Raw genomic sequence first — 15,615 nt, forward strand, 5'->3', positions numbered from 1 at the left:
TAGACGAGGAATCCGGTTGTTTTAGCCGGAACTGAATGGTACTGATAAACCGTTTACTGAATAAAGGTAAAGTTATGTATTACGGTTTTGATATGGGTGGTACCAAAATTGAAATGGGCGTGTTTGATGCCGATTTACAGCGTATTTGGCAAAAACGTGTTCCAACGCCAAAACAGGATTATCAGCAATTATTGCAGGTACTGACGGAACTCACCCACGAAGCCGATGAGTTTTGCGGCGCGCAGGGCAGCGTAGGGATCGGTATTCCTGGTTTACCCAATGACGACGGCACGTTGTTTACCGCGAACGTACTGGCGGCAATGGGCATGCCGTTGCAAGCCGATCTTTCCCGTCTGATTGGGCGGGAAGTTCGTATCGATAACGATGCCAACTGTTTCGCTTTATCCGAAGCTTGGGATCCAGAATTCCAGTCTTATCCCAGCGTGCTGGGGATTATCCTGGGCACCGGCGTTGGCGGTGGCATTATTCTCAACGGTCAGGCGATGACCGGACGTAACCATATCAGCGGTGAGTTCGGGCACTTTCGCCTGCCAATTGATGCGCTCGACGTTTTGGGTGCAGATATTCCCCGGGTTCCCTGCGGTTGCGGCCAGTACGGCTGCATTGAAAACTATATTTCAGGCCGTGGTTTTGAATGGATGTACGCCCATTTCTACGGTGAAACGCTACCCGCTACGCGTATTATCGAAAATTACTACGCCGGTAACGCACAGGCCACAGAGCATGTCGAACGTTTTATCGCCGTTCTGGCGATTTGTCTGGGGAATCTGTTGACCATTATTGACCCACATTTGGTTGTGATAGGCGGCGGATTGTCGAACTTTGAACATCTGTATCAGGCATTACCGCAGCGTTTAGCTGCGCATTTGCTCCCCGTTGCGCGTTTACCGCGTATTGAGAAAGCTCGCTATGGCGATGCTGGTGGGGTGCGTGGCGCGGCGTTCTTGCATCTGTCTGATAGAAAAACATTATAAATAAAGTAAAAGAGGCAATAGGTTATGCGCATTCGCCATCGGCTGTGTCGGTTTCGCAAGAATAAGCATCTGCGTCATCAACGTTTTCGCTCTCGTATTTTCCACCGTGATAGTTCCGCCAGTACAGAAATGAAGAAACCTTTCGTGGTCGTACTCACCGGCGCAGGTATTTCTGCTGAGTCTGGAATTCGTACTTTTCGCGCGGCGGACGGTCTATGGGAAGAACATAAAGTTGAAGACGTGGCGACGCCGGAAGGCTACCAGCGCGATCCTGAACTGGTGCAGGCTTTTTACAATGCGCGTCGGCGCCAGCTACAGCAACCGGAAGTGGCACCCAATGCTGCACATTTCGCGCTAGCAGATCTGGAGGCGGTATTAGGCGATAATTTCCTGCTGGTTACGCAAAATATCGATGATCTTCATGAGCGGGCTGGCAGTAAACGAGTGATTCATATGCACGGTGAATTACTCAAAGTACGCTGTACTCAGTCTGGTCAGGTTCTGGATTGGCCGGGCGATCTTAGCGCCGATGAGCGTTGTCATTGCTGCCAGTTCCCTGCACCGCTGCGCCCGCATATTGTGTGGTTTGGTGAAATGCCGATGGGGATGGATGATATTTATCAGGCGTTGGCTGAGGCTGATTTCTTTATTTCCATTGGTACCTCCGGCCATGTTTATCCGGCGGCAGGTTTTGTACATGAATCGGCGTTGAATGGCGCACATACTGTAGAACTGAATCTGGAGCCGAGTCAGGTAGAAAGCCAGTTCGAGGAAAAACATTACGGCTTAGCCAGTAAAGTGGTGCCGGAGTATATCCGCGAGTTTCTTACCACTCGCGGAGAAAACCGCGAAGGCGAATAATTTCCTCAGGGATTACTGCGTTTTTTTATGCAGGGACATCTTGGCAATGTCCCTGTGTCATTTCTGTCATAGCGTTATTATTCTGGCTTAAGTTTGTTTAAAACTGACCTGACGCAATATTTGATCGTGATCACTTCCCCATAATGATATCCATCATTTTGAGGGTGGGAACCATGGACAAATTACTCGATCGCTTTTTTAACTATGTCTCTTTCGATACACAATCAAAAGCTAAGGTAAAATCCGTGCCGAGCACCGATGGGCAACGTAAGCTGGCGGCAGCGTTGCAACAAGAGCTGCTGGCCTTGGGCTTTGAGCCGGTGACCTTGAGCGAGCACGGCTGCGTGATGGCAACTTTACCGGCGAACGTTGACTGGGAAGTGCCCACAATCGGTTTTATTGCCCATTTGGATACCGCACCTGATTTCAGTGGCAAAAATGTCAATCCGCAAATTGTGGAGAACTATCGCGGCGGCGATATCGCGCTGGGCATGGGCGATGAAATTCTGTCGCCGGTCATGTTCCCAGTGTTGCACCAGTTGCTTGGACACACTCTGATTACCACCGACGGTAAAACCTTACTGGGTGCCGATGATAAGGCTGGTATTGCCGAAATCATCACCGCTATTGTGCATCTCAAAGAGAACAATATTCCCCACGGCAAGATTCGAGTGGCGTTTACGCCGGATGAAGAAGTGGGAAAAGGCGCGCAATTCTTTGATGTAAATGCTTTTAACGCCGATTGGGCCTATACCGTGGACGGCGGCGGCGTGGGCGAGCTGGAATATGAAAACTTCAATGCGGCCTCGGTGACCATCAAAATTGTCGGCAATAATGTCCATCCCGGCAGTGCCAAAGGGGTCATGGTCAATGCGCTGTCATTGGCTACTCGTTATCATCAATCGCTTCCGGCAGATGAAACCCCAGAAAATACCGAGGGTTATCAGGGTTTTTACCATCTTCAAAGCATTAAAGGCACGGTAGAACGGGCTGAAATGCATTATATTCTGCGCGATTTCAGCCGCGATGGCTTCGAAGCTCGTAAGAAAAACATGGTGGATATTGCCAAACAGGTCGGTAAAGGGTTACATCGCGATTGCTACATCGAAATCATTATCGATGACAGTTATTACAATATGCGTGAACACATAGTGGAGCATCCGCATATTATTGAACTGGCGCAGCAGGCGATGCGTGATTGCGATATCGAACCTATTATGAAACCGATTCGTGGAGGCACCGATGGCGCTCAGCTGTCGTTCCGCGGTTTGCCTTGCCCGAATATTTTTACCGGCGGTTATAATTTCCATGGAAAACATGAATTTATTACGCAGGAAGGAATGGAACAGGCGGTGTCGGTTATTATGCGTATCGCCGAATTAACCGCGCTACGGGCCAAAAACGCTGAACCGCAGAGCGAGAAAAACGCAGCTTTGATGAAATGATATTGCGATAAATAAAGGCGTGTTTCGTATAGATTCGCCCAATAAAAACGCCCCTTAGGTCAAAACCCGAGGGGCGTTTTTTTAGCTTTAAACTGCCGGATATCTCACAAGTTAATCGCGGAAATACCAGTAGCCGCTGTTAACCAGCTCGGTCAGCGTCGCCAAGAAGGACGGCTCGTCTAACGCATCACCGAGCATTTCGGCGCTAACGCTAAAGTGTTGGCACAACGCATCGGCCGCAGGCAGGTGCGGAGTATCGATCAATTCGCCGTTAACAAAGCAATTATCACCTAGGCGAATAACCCGCAGTCCGCTCAGGCGATGTAACTCTTCACCTTGGCTCAGCAACTCATAGATCTCACCAGCCTGATAAGGCGGTTCCGGTGGCGAAATATCCAGTTCATGGCGAGACTGGGACACGAACTCGCCGAACCAGTGTTGGAAATGCTCAGGCTGTTGGAACAATTCCAGCATCATTTGGCGCAGCGTATCCATTTCCTCTGGCAATACGTCCGCCGGACGATTACGCAGTTTCAGATCTGGATCGCTATAACGCTTGCTGCCTAACTCTCTGGCCAGCACGTAATCGGCAAAGCCGCTGACCAGTTCCCGGCCGTTAGGCGCACGGAACCCGACGGAATAGTTCAGCGCGTTTTCCAACGCGTAGCCTTCGTGCGGGAATCCAGGCGGAATATACAGAATATCGCCCGGCTCCATTTCTTCATCGATAATGGCGTCGAATGGGCCGACTTGCAGTAAATCAGGATGAGGACAGTGCTGTTTCATCGGCACTTTTTCACCTACGCGCCAACGGCGGCGACCCGTACCCTGAATAATAAATACGTCATATTGATCAAAATGAGGGCCAACGCCACCGCCCGGTACGGAATAGGAGATCATCAGATCATCCATTCGCCAGTCTGATAGCGCACGGAACGGACGCATCAGCGCTGCCGATGGCTCATGCCAATGATCGACGGCCTGAACCAGCAGAGACCAATTGGTTTCCCCTAAATGATCGTAGCTCTCGAACGGCCCGTGGCTGACCTGCCAGCGACCTTCCTGATGGCTGACCAAACGGCTATCCACCTCCGTTTCCATAGCCAGACCGGCTAATTCATCGGGAGATAGGGGGTCGATAAAGTTTTTAAAGCCGCGTTTCAGGATCACGGGGCGCTTTTGCCAATAGCGTTGCAGGAAGTCTTGCCAATCCAGATCGAGTTGGTAATCCATTTTTTATCCCAGGGATTGAGTGAACTTGCGAATGATTATAACGGATGGCGCGTGACAGTATCAGGGGCAGGGCGGCAAATTTTGTAGGAATGGCACTGGATGCAGAAAATGCGGACGATTCTCTGCGTCCGCACAGAGCATTTGAGAAATTTATTTGGCAAATGAATCCGGTTATGAATTATTCGTCGTGATGCTGATCTTGCTGTCGCCCAAAGGTTACCAGCATTTTGGCTCCGCCTAAGGGACTGTCGGTAACGGAAATTCGCCCCTGGTACTGTTCAATAATTTCTGCCGCGACGGATAATCCCAGCCCTTGCCCAGGACGTAAGGTATCAACCCGCTGACCGCGTTGGAAAATCACTTCGCGCTTGCTCTCCGGAATGCCAGGGCCGTCATCGTCCACAACGATGGTGAGTTGTTTTTCCGAGTGCAGGGCGGTAATTTCCACGAACTCGAGACAGTATTTGCAGGCATTTTCCAGCACGTTGCCCATCACTTCCATAAAGTCGTTTTTCTCCCCCATAAAGGTGACCTCGGGGGAGATATCCAGAGTGAGTACGACGCCTTTACGCTGATAAACCTTGTTTAATGCACTGCATAAACTATCTAAAAGCGCCGGAACTGAATGGATTTCCCGAGCTAATACATTGTGTTCAGAGCGCATGCTGGCGCGATGGAGATAATAGCCAATCTGCTGGGAGATTCGGCTAATTTGTTCCAGCATGATAGGCTCCACTTCTTCGATAGTGGCCTGTTTGCCGGAGCGCAACGAGCGCAGCGTGGTTTGCAGCACCGCCAGCGGGGTTTTAAGACTGTGGGTCAGATCGGAAAGTGTTGTGCGATATTTGGTATAGCGCTGGCGCTCGTTGGTCAGCAAAATATTCAGGTTTCGCACCAAGCTGAGCAACTCGCGCGGCGGATTTTCATCCAACTGTTCCCGCTCGCCTTTTTCCAGCTGGCTGATTTGGCTGACCAAAGCTTTGATAGGGCGCAGGCTCCAGTACGCCGCCAGCCACAACAGGGGGACGACCAACAACAGGTTGGCGAGCAGCACATAACTAAACCAGTTCCATACCATATCCGAACGCTGTAGCTCTTGCGGAATAGTATCTACCACCACAATGGTTAAAGCGGGAAGGCGTTCGGTCGCCTGATATGCGTTGACGGAAACCGAGTGCGTTAGCGCGCTGGCGTCGGTGTCGTCGTATTTCTTCAGCTGATCCTGCGCTTTGGGGTTGTCCCCTAATACCGCGCTACTGATTTCGGTACCGGTATCCAACTCATAGAACCCGGGTTTGCTAAGCCAGCTTTTCTGAATATGAGATTCCAGTTCAGGCACATGGCGCTGTCGCCACAGAATGTTGCCGTTATGGTCATAAATCAGTACCAGCGTAGGAACATTCAGCTCCAGCTCGGGAGGAATGGTAATGCTGAGTTTGTTGTCATGCCATTGAGCCAGACTAAAGAACAGATTGCTTTCCCCCCGATGAGCGCGGAAGGTGTTTTTATCGAAGCTAACAATATAGCCCACCACCGCTACCATTCCGTAGGACAGCGAAAGCGCTAGAATCACGCCCGCCGTAGCCATCAGGAAGCGGGCGCGCAGGGAGAAAGGTTTACTGTTCGATTTAAACATGGCGATTAGTTGGCATCAAACCGGTAGCCTTGGCCACGGATAGTGGTGATAACTTCTTTTTCGTGTTCGGCCTGCAACTTTTTGCGCAAACGGCCCATTAATACATCGATGGTATGGCTTTCGCGTAGTTCAGCGTCGGGGTAGAGCTGTAGCATCAGCGTGTCTTTACTGACGACTTTGCCCGCGTTTCGAATCAAAGTTTCGATAATGGTGTATTCAAAAGCGGTCAGTTTGATTTGTTGCTGATTCACGCACAGTTCACGGCGAGAGAGATCGATAAGGAACGGCGGGAATTCGATAATCTGCGAGGCCAGACCGCTGTTGCGGCGCATCAATGCCTGCATACGGGCAATGACTTCTTCCAGATGAAAGGGCTTGGTGACGTAATCGTCGGCACCGGCTTCCAGTACCGCCACTTTATCCTGCCAGCTTTCACGGGCGGTTAATACCAAAATGGGCAACTTGGTTTGATGACTACGCCAGCGGCGAATCAGGCTTAGCCCGTCTTCACCCGGCAGGCCGAGATCGATAATGGCGATATCCGGAGCATGTTCCTGCAAAAAATAGTCGGCTTCTTTCGCATCTTCGGCGGCATCGACCTGGTGTCCCATCTCGCGCATCTGTACCGAAAGGTGATGACGCAGTAGAGCATTATCTTCTACGACTAAAACGCGCATACCAAATTCCTCAAAAAACTTGAACCGGGTAAAAACTTACCCGGAAAAATAAGGGTGAGATTGATGGATCAGAAAGTATAACGCAAACCAACCTGACCAATCTGATCGTCTACCTTCCAGTTATGGTAGGTATAACCGACTTCAGCCGCCAGACTTTGCGTTAGGGCATAGCTCGCCTCAATACGTGCTTCGTGATACATCTTGCTATCATATTCCGCCAGGCGATAGGCAACGTCTAAGCCAATGTCCTGGGTCAATTTAGTCTTGATACCGACTTCACCGGTCGCGCTGTTGTAAGCTTCTGTTTTATCGCCATCTTTCTTAACATCGTACAGCATTGCGTGGCGGCTTGCACCGGCCAGCAGGTACATATCCGCATCTGGCGTCAGAGCAAAATGATAACCCACGCCAAGCAAACCATCGCCCATACCGCGATCGTTATCTGCGATAGCGCTTAGGCGAGCGGCCATGAACAGATTGTTTTCAAAGCCATAACCGCCGTTTAAGTAGAAACCGTGCATTTTGTCGCTACCAATGTGGCTGGTGCCAGATTGGTTAAATTGCTTATCGAAACTTTGCTTATTATCAATGGAACCGAATTGAATACCACCGGCGATAAAGGTGTAATCATCCGCGATAGCCAAAGTGCTAGTAGCGATAAGTGCCGCTGCTAATAAAGATTTTCTGAACATAACTGCTCCTATGATAGTTATTCCCTGGATGTCCGCAGGCAATTATCAACGGGAGAAACTAAACCTTTATTCAACAAGGGGGCAGTGTAAGTAAATGATAGTTAAACGGCAGAGCGTCGGATACTGAAAAATAAGCAGGCGACGGGGAGCCGCCTGCTGCAAAGACTTACTTCAGTTCATCCACCAGTGCGACGGCACGGCCAATATAATTGGCTGGCGTCATGGTTTTCAAACGAACTTTTTCTTCTTCTGGCAGCGCCAAGCCATCGATAAAGGCTTGCATACCGGCGGCGTCAACACGTTTGCCTCGCGTCAGCTCTTTCAGTTTTTCGTATGGTTTTTCAATGCCATAACGACGCATAACCGTTTGAATCGGCTCGGCCAGCACTTCCCAGTTATGATCCAATTCGTCCAACAGATGAGGTTCGTTAACTTCCAGCTTGCTGATGCCTTTCATCGTTGACTGATAGGCGATCAACGCGTAGCCCAGACCCACGCCGAGGTTACGCAGCACGGTTGAGTCGGTCAGGTCGCGCTGCCAGCGGGAAACCGGCAGTTTGCTTGCCAGATGCCCCAATACGGCGTTAGAAAGACCCAGATTACCTTCGGAGTTTTCGAAGTCGATCGGGTTAACTTTGTGCGGCATGGTGGAAGAACCGATTTCACCTGCAATAGTTTTTTGTTTGAAGTGATTGAGTGCGATGTAACCCCAAATATCACGATCGAAATCGATCAAAATAGTGTTAAAGCGCGCTACGCAGTCAAACAATTCGGCGATGTAATCGTGTGGCTCGATTTGTGTGGTGTACGGGTTCCAGTTGATGCCCAGCGAGGTCACGAAGCTCTCGCTAAACTGGTGCCAGTCAACTTCCGGATAAGCCACGATGTGAGCGTTATAGTTGCCGACGGCGCCGTTAATTTTGCCCAGGATTTCAACCTGAGACAGCTGACGGAACTGGCGCTCCATACGGTAAGCCACGTTCGCCATTTCTTTGCCAACGGTGGATGGCGTTGCAGGCTGGCCGTGAGTTCGGGACAACAGCGGCAAATCGCGATATTGGTGGGCCAGTGCTTTGATGGCGTCGATCATCTGGCGCCAGAAAGGTAAAATCACTTCCTGACGAGCGGTTTGCAGCATCAGAGCGTGAGACAGGTTATTGATATCTTCTGAAGTACAAGCAAAGTGAATGAATTCTGACACTGCATGCAGTGCAGGAATGCTTTCAACTTTCTCTTTCAGAAAATATTCAACCGCTTTGACGTCATGGTTAGTGGTGCGTTCGATGGCCTTAATGCGCAGGGCATCCTGTTCATTGAACTCTGCCACGATCTTGTCGAGGTAAGCGTTTGCGTTGGCATCAAAAGCAGGGACTTCTTTAATTTCTGCGCAGGCTGCCAGTTTTTGCAGCCAACGTACTTCGACCTGCACGCGGAATTTCAGCAAACCAAATTCGCTGAAGATAGCGCGCAGTGCGCTGACTTTGTCGCCGTAGCGTCCATCAATTGGGGATACGGCGGTCAGTGAGGATAATTCCATCGGTAGCAACTCCTGGGATCAAATATTAACGATGAGCAAGAATACTCTGCGCCTGCTTAAACAGACGATTACGAGAAAACATAAGCTGTAAACGGCTTCCACCTACCTGTTGCCACAGCACCGCAGAGCGGATACCGGCTAACAGGGCGGCGCGAACTTTGGCCTGGATTAAGGTGCTTTGCAGCATGGCCGGGTTGCCGGTAACCTGAATGCGCGGCCCAAGTGGGCTAATTACATCCACATAAATGGCGGCCAGAGCGCTCATCATAGTCTCTGATTCGAGATCAAAATGAGCGAGCTGACGATCTAACTGACTGATACGTTCGCCCAAGGTGCTCATGGCTGACTGGTGAGCATTTAGCTTCCGCTCCAATACCATCAGGCTCAGAGCGTAACGCGTCAGTTCGGCGCTAGGGCCTTGGCGGTTGGCATTCAGCACTACCTGCAAGGTTTCCAGCCCCATGGTGAGGAATTTCTCATCTCCACCGTACACCGCAAGAGTCGAATCGGGATTGGTCAGCAGCACGCTGTTGAGTGAAGTATGCAGTGCCTCGTTGTCGCATTGACCTTCGTGAGCCAGTTGCTGAACCAGACGCGCAGACTGGCAGATACCTGCCAGCGCCAGCGTGATGTCGTAATAATTCTTTGCCACGATTGCTCCTGTCGAGATTATTGGTCGCTAACGGGGTGACGTGATTCGATGATACCGCCGCCGAGACAGATTTCGCCCTGATAAAACACCGCGGACTGACCGGGGGTAACGGCGGCAACCGGATTGTCGAAACGCACATCGATACGTTCGTCATCCAACGGCGTAACCGTGCAAGGAATATCTTGCTGGCGGTAACGGGTTTTCACCACGCAGCGGAATGGAGCCGTAACCGGTTCGCGATCGACCCAATGTAATTGCTGAGCAATCAAACCGGTAGACATCAAACGCGGGTGCTCATGGCCTTGGGCTACAATCAGCAAGTTGTTGGCAACGTCTTTATCCACCACATACCACGGGTCATCGCCACCTTCTTTGGTGCCGCCGATACCCAGACCTTTACGCTGGCCCAGAGTGTGGTACATCAAACCTTGGTGTTCGCCGACGTGTTTGCCTTCAACGGTCATAATCGGGCCGGGTTGAGCAGGCAGGTAACGGCCGAGGAAATCGCGAAATTTCCGCTCGCCGATAAAGCAGATACCGGTTGAGTCTTTCTTCTTGGCGGTAACCAGATCCAGCTCTTCCGCGATACGGCGGACTTCCGGTTTTTCCAGTTCGCCAACCGGGAACAGGCTTTGCGCCAATTGATCGTGGCCCAGCGTATATAAGAAGTAGCTTTGGTCTTTATTGCCATCCAGACCGCGCAGCAGTTGGCTTTTGCCATTGACATCGTGGCGACGAACATAGTGGCCGGTGGCGATGTAATCGGCGCCCAGATCTTCGGCGGCAAATTCAAGGAAGGCTTTAAATTTGATTTCTTTATTGCACAGAATATCCGGATTTGGCGTGCGCCCAGCCTTGTACTCTTCGAGGAAGAGTTCAAAAACATTATCCCAATATTCTGCGGCGAAATTGACGGTGTGTAACTCCATGCCCAGCTTATCGCACACTGCCTGAGCATCGGCCAAATCGGTCGCTGCGGAGCAATATTCTTCATCGTCGTCTTCTTCCCAGTTCTTCATGAACAGGCCTTCAACCTGATAGCCCTGTTGTTGTAGCAGGTAAGCTGAAACGGACGAATCGACACCGCCGGACATACCGACGATTACTTTTTTCTGGCTGTTATCTGACATGGGAGTCTCACTAACTTAAGCGCCGAGCGTGCTGACAATGGATAATCCGTTTCGCATTGCGCGGCAAACAAGGCATTACAAAAACAAGCGTCGGATTTTATCACGTTGCCTGTCGGGGCGCACCGCACAATCACGGCTTAGGGTAAATTACGCCAATTAATTATCGGGCTGAATCAATGTGGCCAGTTAAAGGTACTAATTAGATCGAGCGAGTAGCGCTCAGGCTGCAAATAACAGCGGATACTTTCGGCAACCAGAGGAGAGCGCAGATTGGGTGCGTGCAATATTTCATCGGCGGTTAGCCACAGGCAGCGATCGATATCGCTATCGTGAGGCTGAGTAGGCAAAATGGTTACCAGTTCAATCACAAAGGCGAAGCGTAGGAACGGCGTATTATCGGGTGCAACCCATTGATGCATCCGTAAAAAGGATTGAGGCGTCGCGCGAATACCGGTTTCTTCCCACAGTTCGCGTTCTGCGGCCTGTAGCAAGGTTTCATCGGCTTCCAAATGACCGGCCGGTTGGTTCCACAGCGCTTTGCCATTAATAGTTTCTTCAACCACTAAAAACTTGTCTTGAGAATGCACCACGCAGGCCACGGTAACATGAGGTTTAAACATCGTTAATCTCCTTCCATTGGCCGGGTTGTAAATCTCCCAGGCTAAGATTACCCATACTAAAACGAATCAGTCGCAGGGTAGGAAAACCGACGTGGGCGGTCATTCTGCGTACCTGACGATTGCGTCCTTCGTACAGGGTTATTTTCAGCCAACGGGTCGGGATAGATTTGCGCTCCCGAATTGGCGGATTTCTTGGCCACAGCCACTCCGGTTCCGGCACTTTTTCAGCGCCAGCGGGAAGCGTGGGGCCATCTTTTAACGTCACGCCCTGACGTAAACGGCGAAGTGCTTCTTCGTCCGGTTCACCTTCAACCTGAACATAATAGACCTTACCGGTTTTTTTCCCCGGTTGCGTCAGTTTTGCCTGTAATTTCCCATCGTTAGTCAGAACCAGCAAACCTTCGCTATCTCGATCCAAACGACCGGCGGCATAAACATCATTAAAAGGAATAAAACCCTTCAATGTTGCCCGTCCAGCCTCATCGGTAAACTGTGGTAACACATCAAATGGCTTATTCAGTAACACCACGCGACGTGGGCCTTGCACCGGCGCAGGTTTCGCCTGTGAGCGGGAGCTGAATCGGTTAACTTTGTGATTTTTAACAGAGATTTTATTCATGATGATTGCGCTTCCAGTTGATTAGCGCATTATACATCAATCCGTTTTGGATTGGCGTGAAACGAATATTCAAGTACTATTGACAAGAATCTTACAAGGCATTAACAAAAATTGCGCTGAAGGAGAGGTTGATGGAAAGCAAAGTAGTTGTTCCGGCAGAAGGTAAAAAAATTACGGTCGACGCTAAGGGTAAATTAGTCGTTCCTAATAACCCGATCATTCCGTTCATTGAAGGCGACGGCATTGGCGTTGACGTGACTCCTGCTATGATCAACGTAGTGGATGCAGCGGTTAAGAAGGCCTATAACGGCGAGCGTAAAATCTCCTGGATGGAAATTTACACCGGTGAGAAGTCAACTCAGGTTTACGGTAAAGATGTCTGGCTGCCAGAAGAAACTCTGGATCTGATCCGCGATTATCGCGTTGCCATCAAAGGCCCATTGACCACTCCGGTTGGCGGCGGTATTCGTTCTCTGAACGTGGCTCTGCGTCAACAGCTTGATCTGTATATTTGCCTGCGTCCGGTACGTTATTACGAAGGCACCCCAAGCCCGGTAAAACACCCAGAACTGACTGATATGGTGATTTTCCGCGAAAACGCCGAAGATATCTATGCCGGTATTGAGTGGAAGGCCGGTTCACCAGAAGCTGAGAAAGTGATCAAGTTCCTGCGTGACGAAATGGGTGTGAAGAAAATTCGCTTCCCTGAACAATGCGGTATCGGTGTAAAACCTTGTTCAGAAGAAGGCACTAAACGTCTGGTGCGTGCGGCGATTGAGTATGCAATCGACAACGATCGTGAATCAGTTACTCTGGTTCACAAAGGCAACATTATGAAATTCACCGAAGGCGCTTTCAAAGACTGGGGTTACCAGTTGGCGCGTGAGGAATTTGGTGGTGAGCTGATCGACGGCGGCCCGTGGGTTAAGATTAAGAACCCAAAAAATGGCAAAGATATCATCGTTAAAGACGTTATCGCCGATGCCTTCCTACAGCAAATCTTGCTGCGTCCGGCTGAATACGATGTTATCGCCTGTATGAACCTCAACGGCGACTATATTTCTGATGCTTTGGCTGCACAGGTCGGCGGTATTGGTATTGCTCCGGGTGCCAACATCGGTGACGAATGCGCGCTGTTTGAAGCGACCCACGGCACGGCACCTAAGTATGCTGGTCAGGATAAAGTGAACCCAGGTTCTATTATTCTCTCCGCAGAAATGATGCTGCGTCATATGGGCTGGACTGAAGCCGCTGATTTAATCATTAAAGGCACTGAAGGCGCGATTCAGGCCAAGACAGTGACTTATGACTTCGAACGTTTGATGGAAGGCGCTAAGCTGCTGAAATGCTCAGAGTTTGGCAACGCTATCATTAAACACATGTGATATTGACATGTCTATAAAACTTCACGGGAGCTTATGCTTCCGTGGGTTTTCCAGCTACTTAATATTTCTTCTGCAAAACTCCTGCAAAACCCTTCTGCAAAACTGTACAAAAAACACCCTCAATTAAACAGCTAATACCAGCCATTCTTTACCCCTATCATCATTATATTTATCAGTCATAGCCTGATTTTTATGTCCGAGTAATGTTTTAGTATCCACTCCTTGTTCTCGATATAACCGCTCTGCTAGGGATCGCTGTTCATGGAAAGTAGGTGGGGTACCCTCTTTCCATTGCAATCCACTTTTATCTCTGGCCGCCGAAAATCCGGTAGTGATTGCGTTGCTAGATACTTGACCACCACGTTTAGCCATTGATGTTGTATGATGATAATGAAGCATGTACGGACTAACGATCATATTGCGACACCGTGCTATAACATCTTGCAGCGTATAACCGACAGTCTCACATTTTAAGGTTATGGGTATGGCTATTCTGGTGCCCGTTTTTTCCTGCACGATATGAAGGTGATTATCCCAAACATCGCTAAATTTCATGCCAGCGATGTCACCTAAGCGCTGACCGGTAACCAAAGCAAGAAGCATTGCATTTTGGATATAACCTTGCATATTGGCAGCGGCATTAAATATTGACTCCCATTCATCAAAGTTCAAGCGAATACGGGTAACCTTGTTTGCTGGTTGCTTGGTGGCCAGAGCAGGGTTATAGCCAGGCGGCACCTCCCCAGCGTGTTGAGCTTCTTTGTACACATCGATCAGCACCATCCGAACAACCTGCGCCATCCGTTTTTGCCCCTTCTCCTTATACTCTTCAATGACAAAGGCTATATCTCTAGCGCCAACATCAGGAAGGGTTAGCATTCCACAATGACGTCTGAACGCTTCGACTGGTGCATTTTTTTGCTTAAGTGTGTTGAGTTTTATTTCCTCACTGTCGTAACGTTCTTTCTGGATAGTGAGATAGCGATCCAGCCAAGAGTTAACTGTTATTGCCTTACCAGTTTTGAGACTGATCTCATCTCGCGCTTTGAGCAATTGCCCCATTTGTTGACGGGCAAAACGGCTATTAGCCTCAATAGCGATAGCCTTTGCTGCAGCCTCATCATCACCTAATCCATGAAATTTACGGGTAATAGGATGCTTATAACGCCAGTAGACCTTTTTAGTTCTGGCGTCGGTATAGCACGATAGACCCGGTACATTTATGTTGTACTTACGAGGTCTGGCCATCTTCCATTATCCTCTTCAACCTTGGATCATCATCTTTCTTCACTGCCGGTTTGACGGTCACGCCGACAAATCGTGCGTTCTTGTCCACTCGCCAGCACCTGCCAGCTTTAAACGGTGGCGGTGAGATCATGCCATGTTGCGCATATTTTAGTAACGTTGGATAGCTGGGGATCGGCTCGTCAAACTCCTCGGCGGCTAATTCATCCTCGGTAGGGACATAAACGGGAATATCCTCCCAAACTGGCTGGCCTTGCTTTCCGGCTATTCTGGTTTTACCGGCTGGCGAAGCACAGGCAAAAAACGTCTGATAAGTCTCGTCCGTTATTTTAACGGCATCCTCCGGCCAAGTTTGCGCAGCCTGATATTCCGTTTTTAACGATTCTGGATAAGCGGCATTATTCGCTGGGCTGTAGAAATAATTCATTTAAACCTCACTTAATAACCAATAACGCGCCACATAACTCTTTGCGCTGTAGGGATGTTTTCCCCGCTTTTCTTGCTCAGTGGGATCGCTGCCCATGTTCTTGCTAACATATCCGCAGCGAGCGTTTTTCCTATTATCGAAATATCGGTGATGCCGTGGAGTGTCACACTCATATTTAAAACTTTATTGGGGAACGCTATTGGGAAAAAAGCGTCAGCATAAAAAAACTGGTCATTTGATCTGGAAAAGGATGATTCTCCCCATTGTTCAATTAAACCATCGGGTCGCTTCATCCAGCCTGTTGAGGTCATTGAGCTGGTAAAACTCCACATATCCGGTATCTGATTAATCCCAGTGCCGACATCTCGCTTAGCCGCTTCTTTTAAACCAAGGTTTGCGAGATCACCGGCGGCAACACTTTCTTTAGTCACCAGCCTTGCTGTGACACACTCCGATTATTT

The 15,615-nt window shown here is 49.7% G+C and carries 16 protein-coding genes; 4 read left to right on the top strand and 12 right to left on the bottom strand.

Annotated elements, in window-relative coordinates:
* Window positions 1–74 precede the first annotated feature (74 nt).
* From nagK to pepT, 3 genes are all read left to right on the top strand, one after another.
* Window positions 75–995: an N-acetylglucosamine kinase gene (gene nagK / locus DBA33_RS08060; RefSeq protein WP_064518220.1), complete on the top strand. Its 921-nt coding sequence runs from the start codon at window positions 75–77 to the stop codon at window positions 993–995.
* A 24-nt stretch (window positions 996–1,019) separates the two neighbouring features.
* Complete coding sequence (gene cobB, locus DBA33_RS08065) at window positions 1,020–1,856, top strand: Sir2 family NAD+-dependent deacetylase (RefSeq protein ID WP_120806154.1); 837 nt, start codon at window positions 1,020–1,022, stop codon at window positions 1,854–1,856.
* 173 nt (window positions 1,857–2,029) lie between these two features.
* Window positions 2,030–3,301: a peptidase T gene (gene pepT, locus DBA33_RS08070; RefSeq protein WP_120806156.1), complete on the top strand. Its 1,272-nt coding sequence runs from the start codon at window positions 2,030–2,032 to the stop codon at window positions 3,299–3,301.
* A 111-nt stretch (window positions 3,302–3,412) separates the two neighbouring features.
* On the opposite strand, the gene DBA33_RS08075 is transcribed toward pepT, so the two are convergent.
* From DBA33_RS08075 to rluE, 9 genes are all read right to left on the bottom strand, one after another.
* Window positions 3,413–4,534 carry a cupin domain-containing protein gene (locus tag DBA33_RS08075; protein ID WP_064513097.1) on the bottom strand — a complete coding sequence of 374 codons (1,122 nt, stop codon included), beginning with the start codon at window positions 4,532–4,534 and terminating at the stop codon, window positions 3,413–3,415.
* Window positions 4,535–4,712: 178 nt separating this feature from the next.
* Complete coding sequence (phoQ, locus tag DBA33_RS08080; RefSeq protein ID WP_064513099.1) at window positions 4,713–6,170, bottom strand: two-component system sensor histidine kinase PhoQ; 1,458 nt, start codon at window positions 6,168–6,170, stop codon at window positions 4,713–4,715.
* Window positions 6,171–6,175: 5 nt separating this feature from the next.
* Window positions 6,176–6,847 (bottom strand): two-component system response regulator PhoP, encoded by a 672-nt coding sequence (phoP, locus tag DBA33_RS08085; RefSeq protein WP_120806158.1) that lies wholly within the window; start codon window positions 6,845–6,847, stop codon window positions 6,176–6,178.
* A gap of 68 nt (window positions 6,848–6,915) precedes the next feature.
* Complete coding sequence (locus tag DBA33_RS08090; protein WP_120806160.1) at window positions 6,916–7,539, bottom strand: outer membrane beta-barrel protein; 624 nt, start codon at window positions 7,537–7,539, stop codon at window positions 6,916–6,918.
* Between the two features lie 166 nt (window positions 7,540–7,705).
* Window positions 7,706–9,076, bottom strand: coding sequence for an adenylosuccinate lyase (gene purB, locus DBA33_RS08095; RefSeq protein ID WP_064513103.1), 1,371 nt, complete (start codon window positions 9,074–9,076; stop codon window positions 7,706–7,708).
* Between the two features lie 25 nt (window positions 9,077–9,101).
* Window positions 9,102–9,728 (bottom strand): high frequency lysogenization protein HflD, encoded by a 627-nt coding sequence (hflD, locus tag DBA33_RS08100; protein ID WP_049596395.1) that lies wholly within the window; start codon window positions 9,726–9,728, stop codon window positions 9,102–9,104.
* A gap of 17 nt (window positions 9,729–9,745) precedes the next feature.
* Window positions 9,746–10,858, bottom strand: coding sequence for a tRNA 2-thiouridine(34) synthase MnmA (gene mnmA / locus DBA33_RS08105; protein WP_064513105.1), 1,113 nt, complete (start codon window positions 10,856–10,858; stop codon window positions 9,746–9,748).
* Window positions 10,859–11,031: 173 nt separating this feature from the next.
* Window positions 11,032–11,478, bottom strand: coding sequence for an NUDIX hydrolase (locus tag DBA33_RS08110; protein ID WP_064513107.1), 447 nt, complete (start codon window positions 11,476–11,478; stop codon window positions 11,032–11,034).
* Window positions 11,471–12,097: a 23S rRNA pseudouridine(2457) synthase RluE gene (gene rluE / locus DBA33_RS08115; RefSeq protein WP_120806162.1), complete on the bottom strand. Its 627-nt coding sequence runs from the start codon at window positions 12,095–12,097 to the stop codon at window positions 11,471–11,473. Before rluE ends, DBA33_RS08110 begins: the two co-directional genes overlap by 8 nt.
* A 131-nt stretch (window positions 12,098–12,228) precedes the next feature.
* Here rluE and icd point away from each other — a divergent pair, with 131 nt between their 5' ends.
* Complete coding sequence (gene icd / locus DBA33_RS08120) at window positions 12,229–13,482, top strand: NADP-dependent isocitrate dehydrogenase (RefSeq protein WP_049596391.1); 1,254 nt, start codon at window positions 12,229–12,231, stop codon at window positions 13,480–13,482.
* A 123-nt stretch (window positions 13,483–13,605) separates the two neighbouring features.
* Here the strand turns inward: icd and DBA33_RS08125 are convergent, their stop codons facing one another.
* From DBA33_RS08125 to DBA33_RS08140, 3 genes are read right to left on the bottom strand one after another with little or no spacing between them, the layout of a single operon-like run.
* The gene (locus tag DBA33_RS08125; protein WP_064513112.1) at window positions 13,606–14,730 is read right to left on the bottom strand and encodes a phage integrase Arm DNA-binding domain-containing protein; all 1,125 of its coding nucleotides are present in this window, start codon (window positions 14,728–14,730) and stop codon (window positions 13,606–13,608) included.
* Window positions 14,714–15,154: an excisionase gene (locus DBA33_RS21245; RefSeq protein WP_346341323.1), complete on the bottom strand. Its 441-nt coding sequence runs from the start codon at window positions 15,152–15,154 to the stop codon at window positions 14,714–14,716. The genes DBA33_RS08125 and DBA33_RS21245 overlap by 17 nt, the downstream gene beginning before the upstream one ends.
* An 11-nt stretch (window positions 15,155–15,165) precedes the next feature.
* Window positions 15,166–15,585 (bottom strand): hypothetical protein, encoded by a 420-nt coding sequence (locus DBA33_RS08140; RefSeq protein WP_120806163.1) that lies wholly within the window; start codon window positions 15,583–15,585, stop codon window positions 15,166–15,168.
* Window positions 15,586–15,615 lie beyond the last annotated feature (30 nt).

The organism is Yersinia sp. IP36721, assembly GCF_003634395.1.
Classification (GTDB): Bacteria; Pseudomonadota; Gammaproteobacteria; order Enterobacterales; family Enterobacteriaceae; genus Yersinia; species Yersinia entomophaga.

Coding starts and splice junctions, on each gene's coding strand:
- nagK (WP_064518220.1), top strand. CDS start 75: ATGTATTACGGTTTTGATATGGGTGGTACCAAAATTGAAATGGGCGTG.
- cobB (WP_120806154.1), top strand. CDS start 1,020: ATGCGCATTCGCCATCGGCTGTGTCGGTTTCGCAAGAATAAGCATCTG.
- pepT (WP_120806156.1), top strand. CDS start 2,030: ATGGACAAATTACTCGATCGCTTTTTTAACTATGTCTCTTTCGATACA.
- DBA33_RS08075 (WP_064513097.1), bottom strand. CDS start 4,534: ATGGATTACCAACTCGATCTGGATTGGCAAGACTTCCTGCAACGCTAT.
- phoQ (WP_064513099.1), bottom strand. CDS start 6,170: ATGTTTAAATCGAACAGTAAACCTTTCTCCCTGCGCGCCCGCTTCCTG.
- phoP (WP_120806158.1), bottom strand. CDS start 6,847: ATGCGCGTTTTAGTCGTAGAAGATAATGCTCTACTGCGTCATCACCTT.
- DBA33_RS08090 (WP_120806160.1), bottom strand. CDS start 7,539: ATGTTCAGAAAATCTTTATTAGCAGCGGCACTTATCGCTACTAGCACT.
- purB (WP_064513103.1), bottom strand. CDS start 9,076: ATGGAATTATCCTCACTGACCGCCGTATCCCCAATTGATGGACGCTAC.
- mnmA (WP_064513105.1), bottom strand. CDS start 10,858: ATGTCAGATAACAGCCAGAAAAAAGTAATCGTCGGTATGTCCGGCGGT.
- DBA33_RS08110 (WP_064513107.1), bottom strand. CDS start 11,478: ATGTTTAAACCTCATGTTACCGTGGCCTGCGTGGTGCATTCTCAAGAC.
- rluE (WP_120806162.1), bottom strand. CDS start 12,097: ATGAATAAAATCTCTGTTAAAAATCACAAAGTTAACCGATTCAGCTCC.
- icd (WP_049596391.1), top strand. CDS start 12,229: ATGGAAAGCAAAGTAGTTGTTCCGGCAGAAGGTAAAAAAATTACGGTC.
- DBA33_RS08125 (WP_064513112.1), bottom strand. CDS start 14,730: ATGGCCAGACCTCGTAAGTACAACATAAATGTACCGGGTCTATCGTGC.
- DBA33_RS21245 (WP_346341323.1), bottom strand. CDS start 15,154: ATGAATTATTTCTACAGCCCAGCGAATAATGCCGCTTATCCAGAATCG.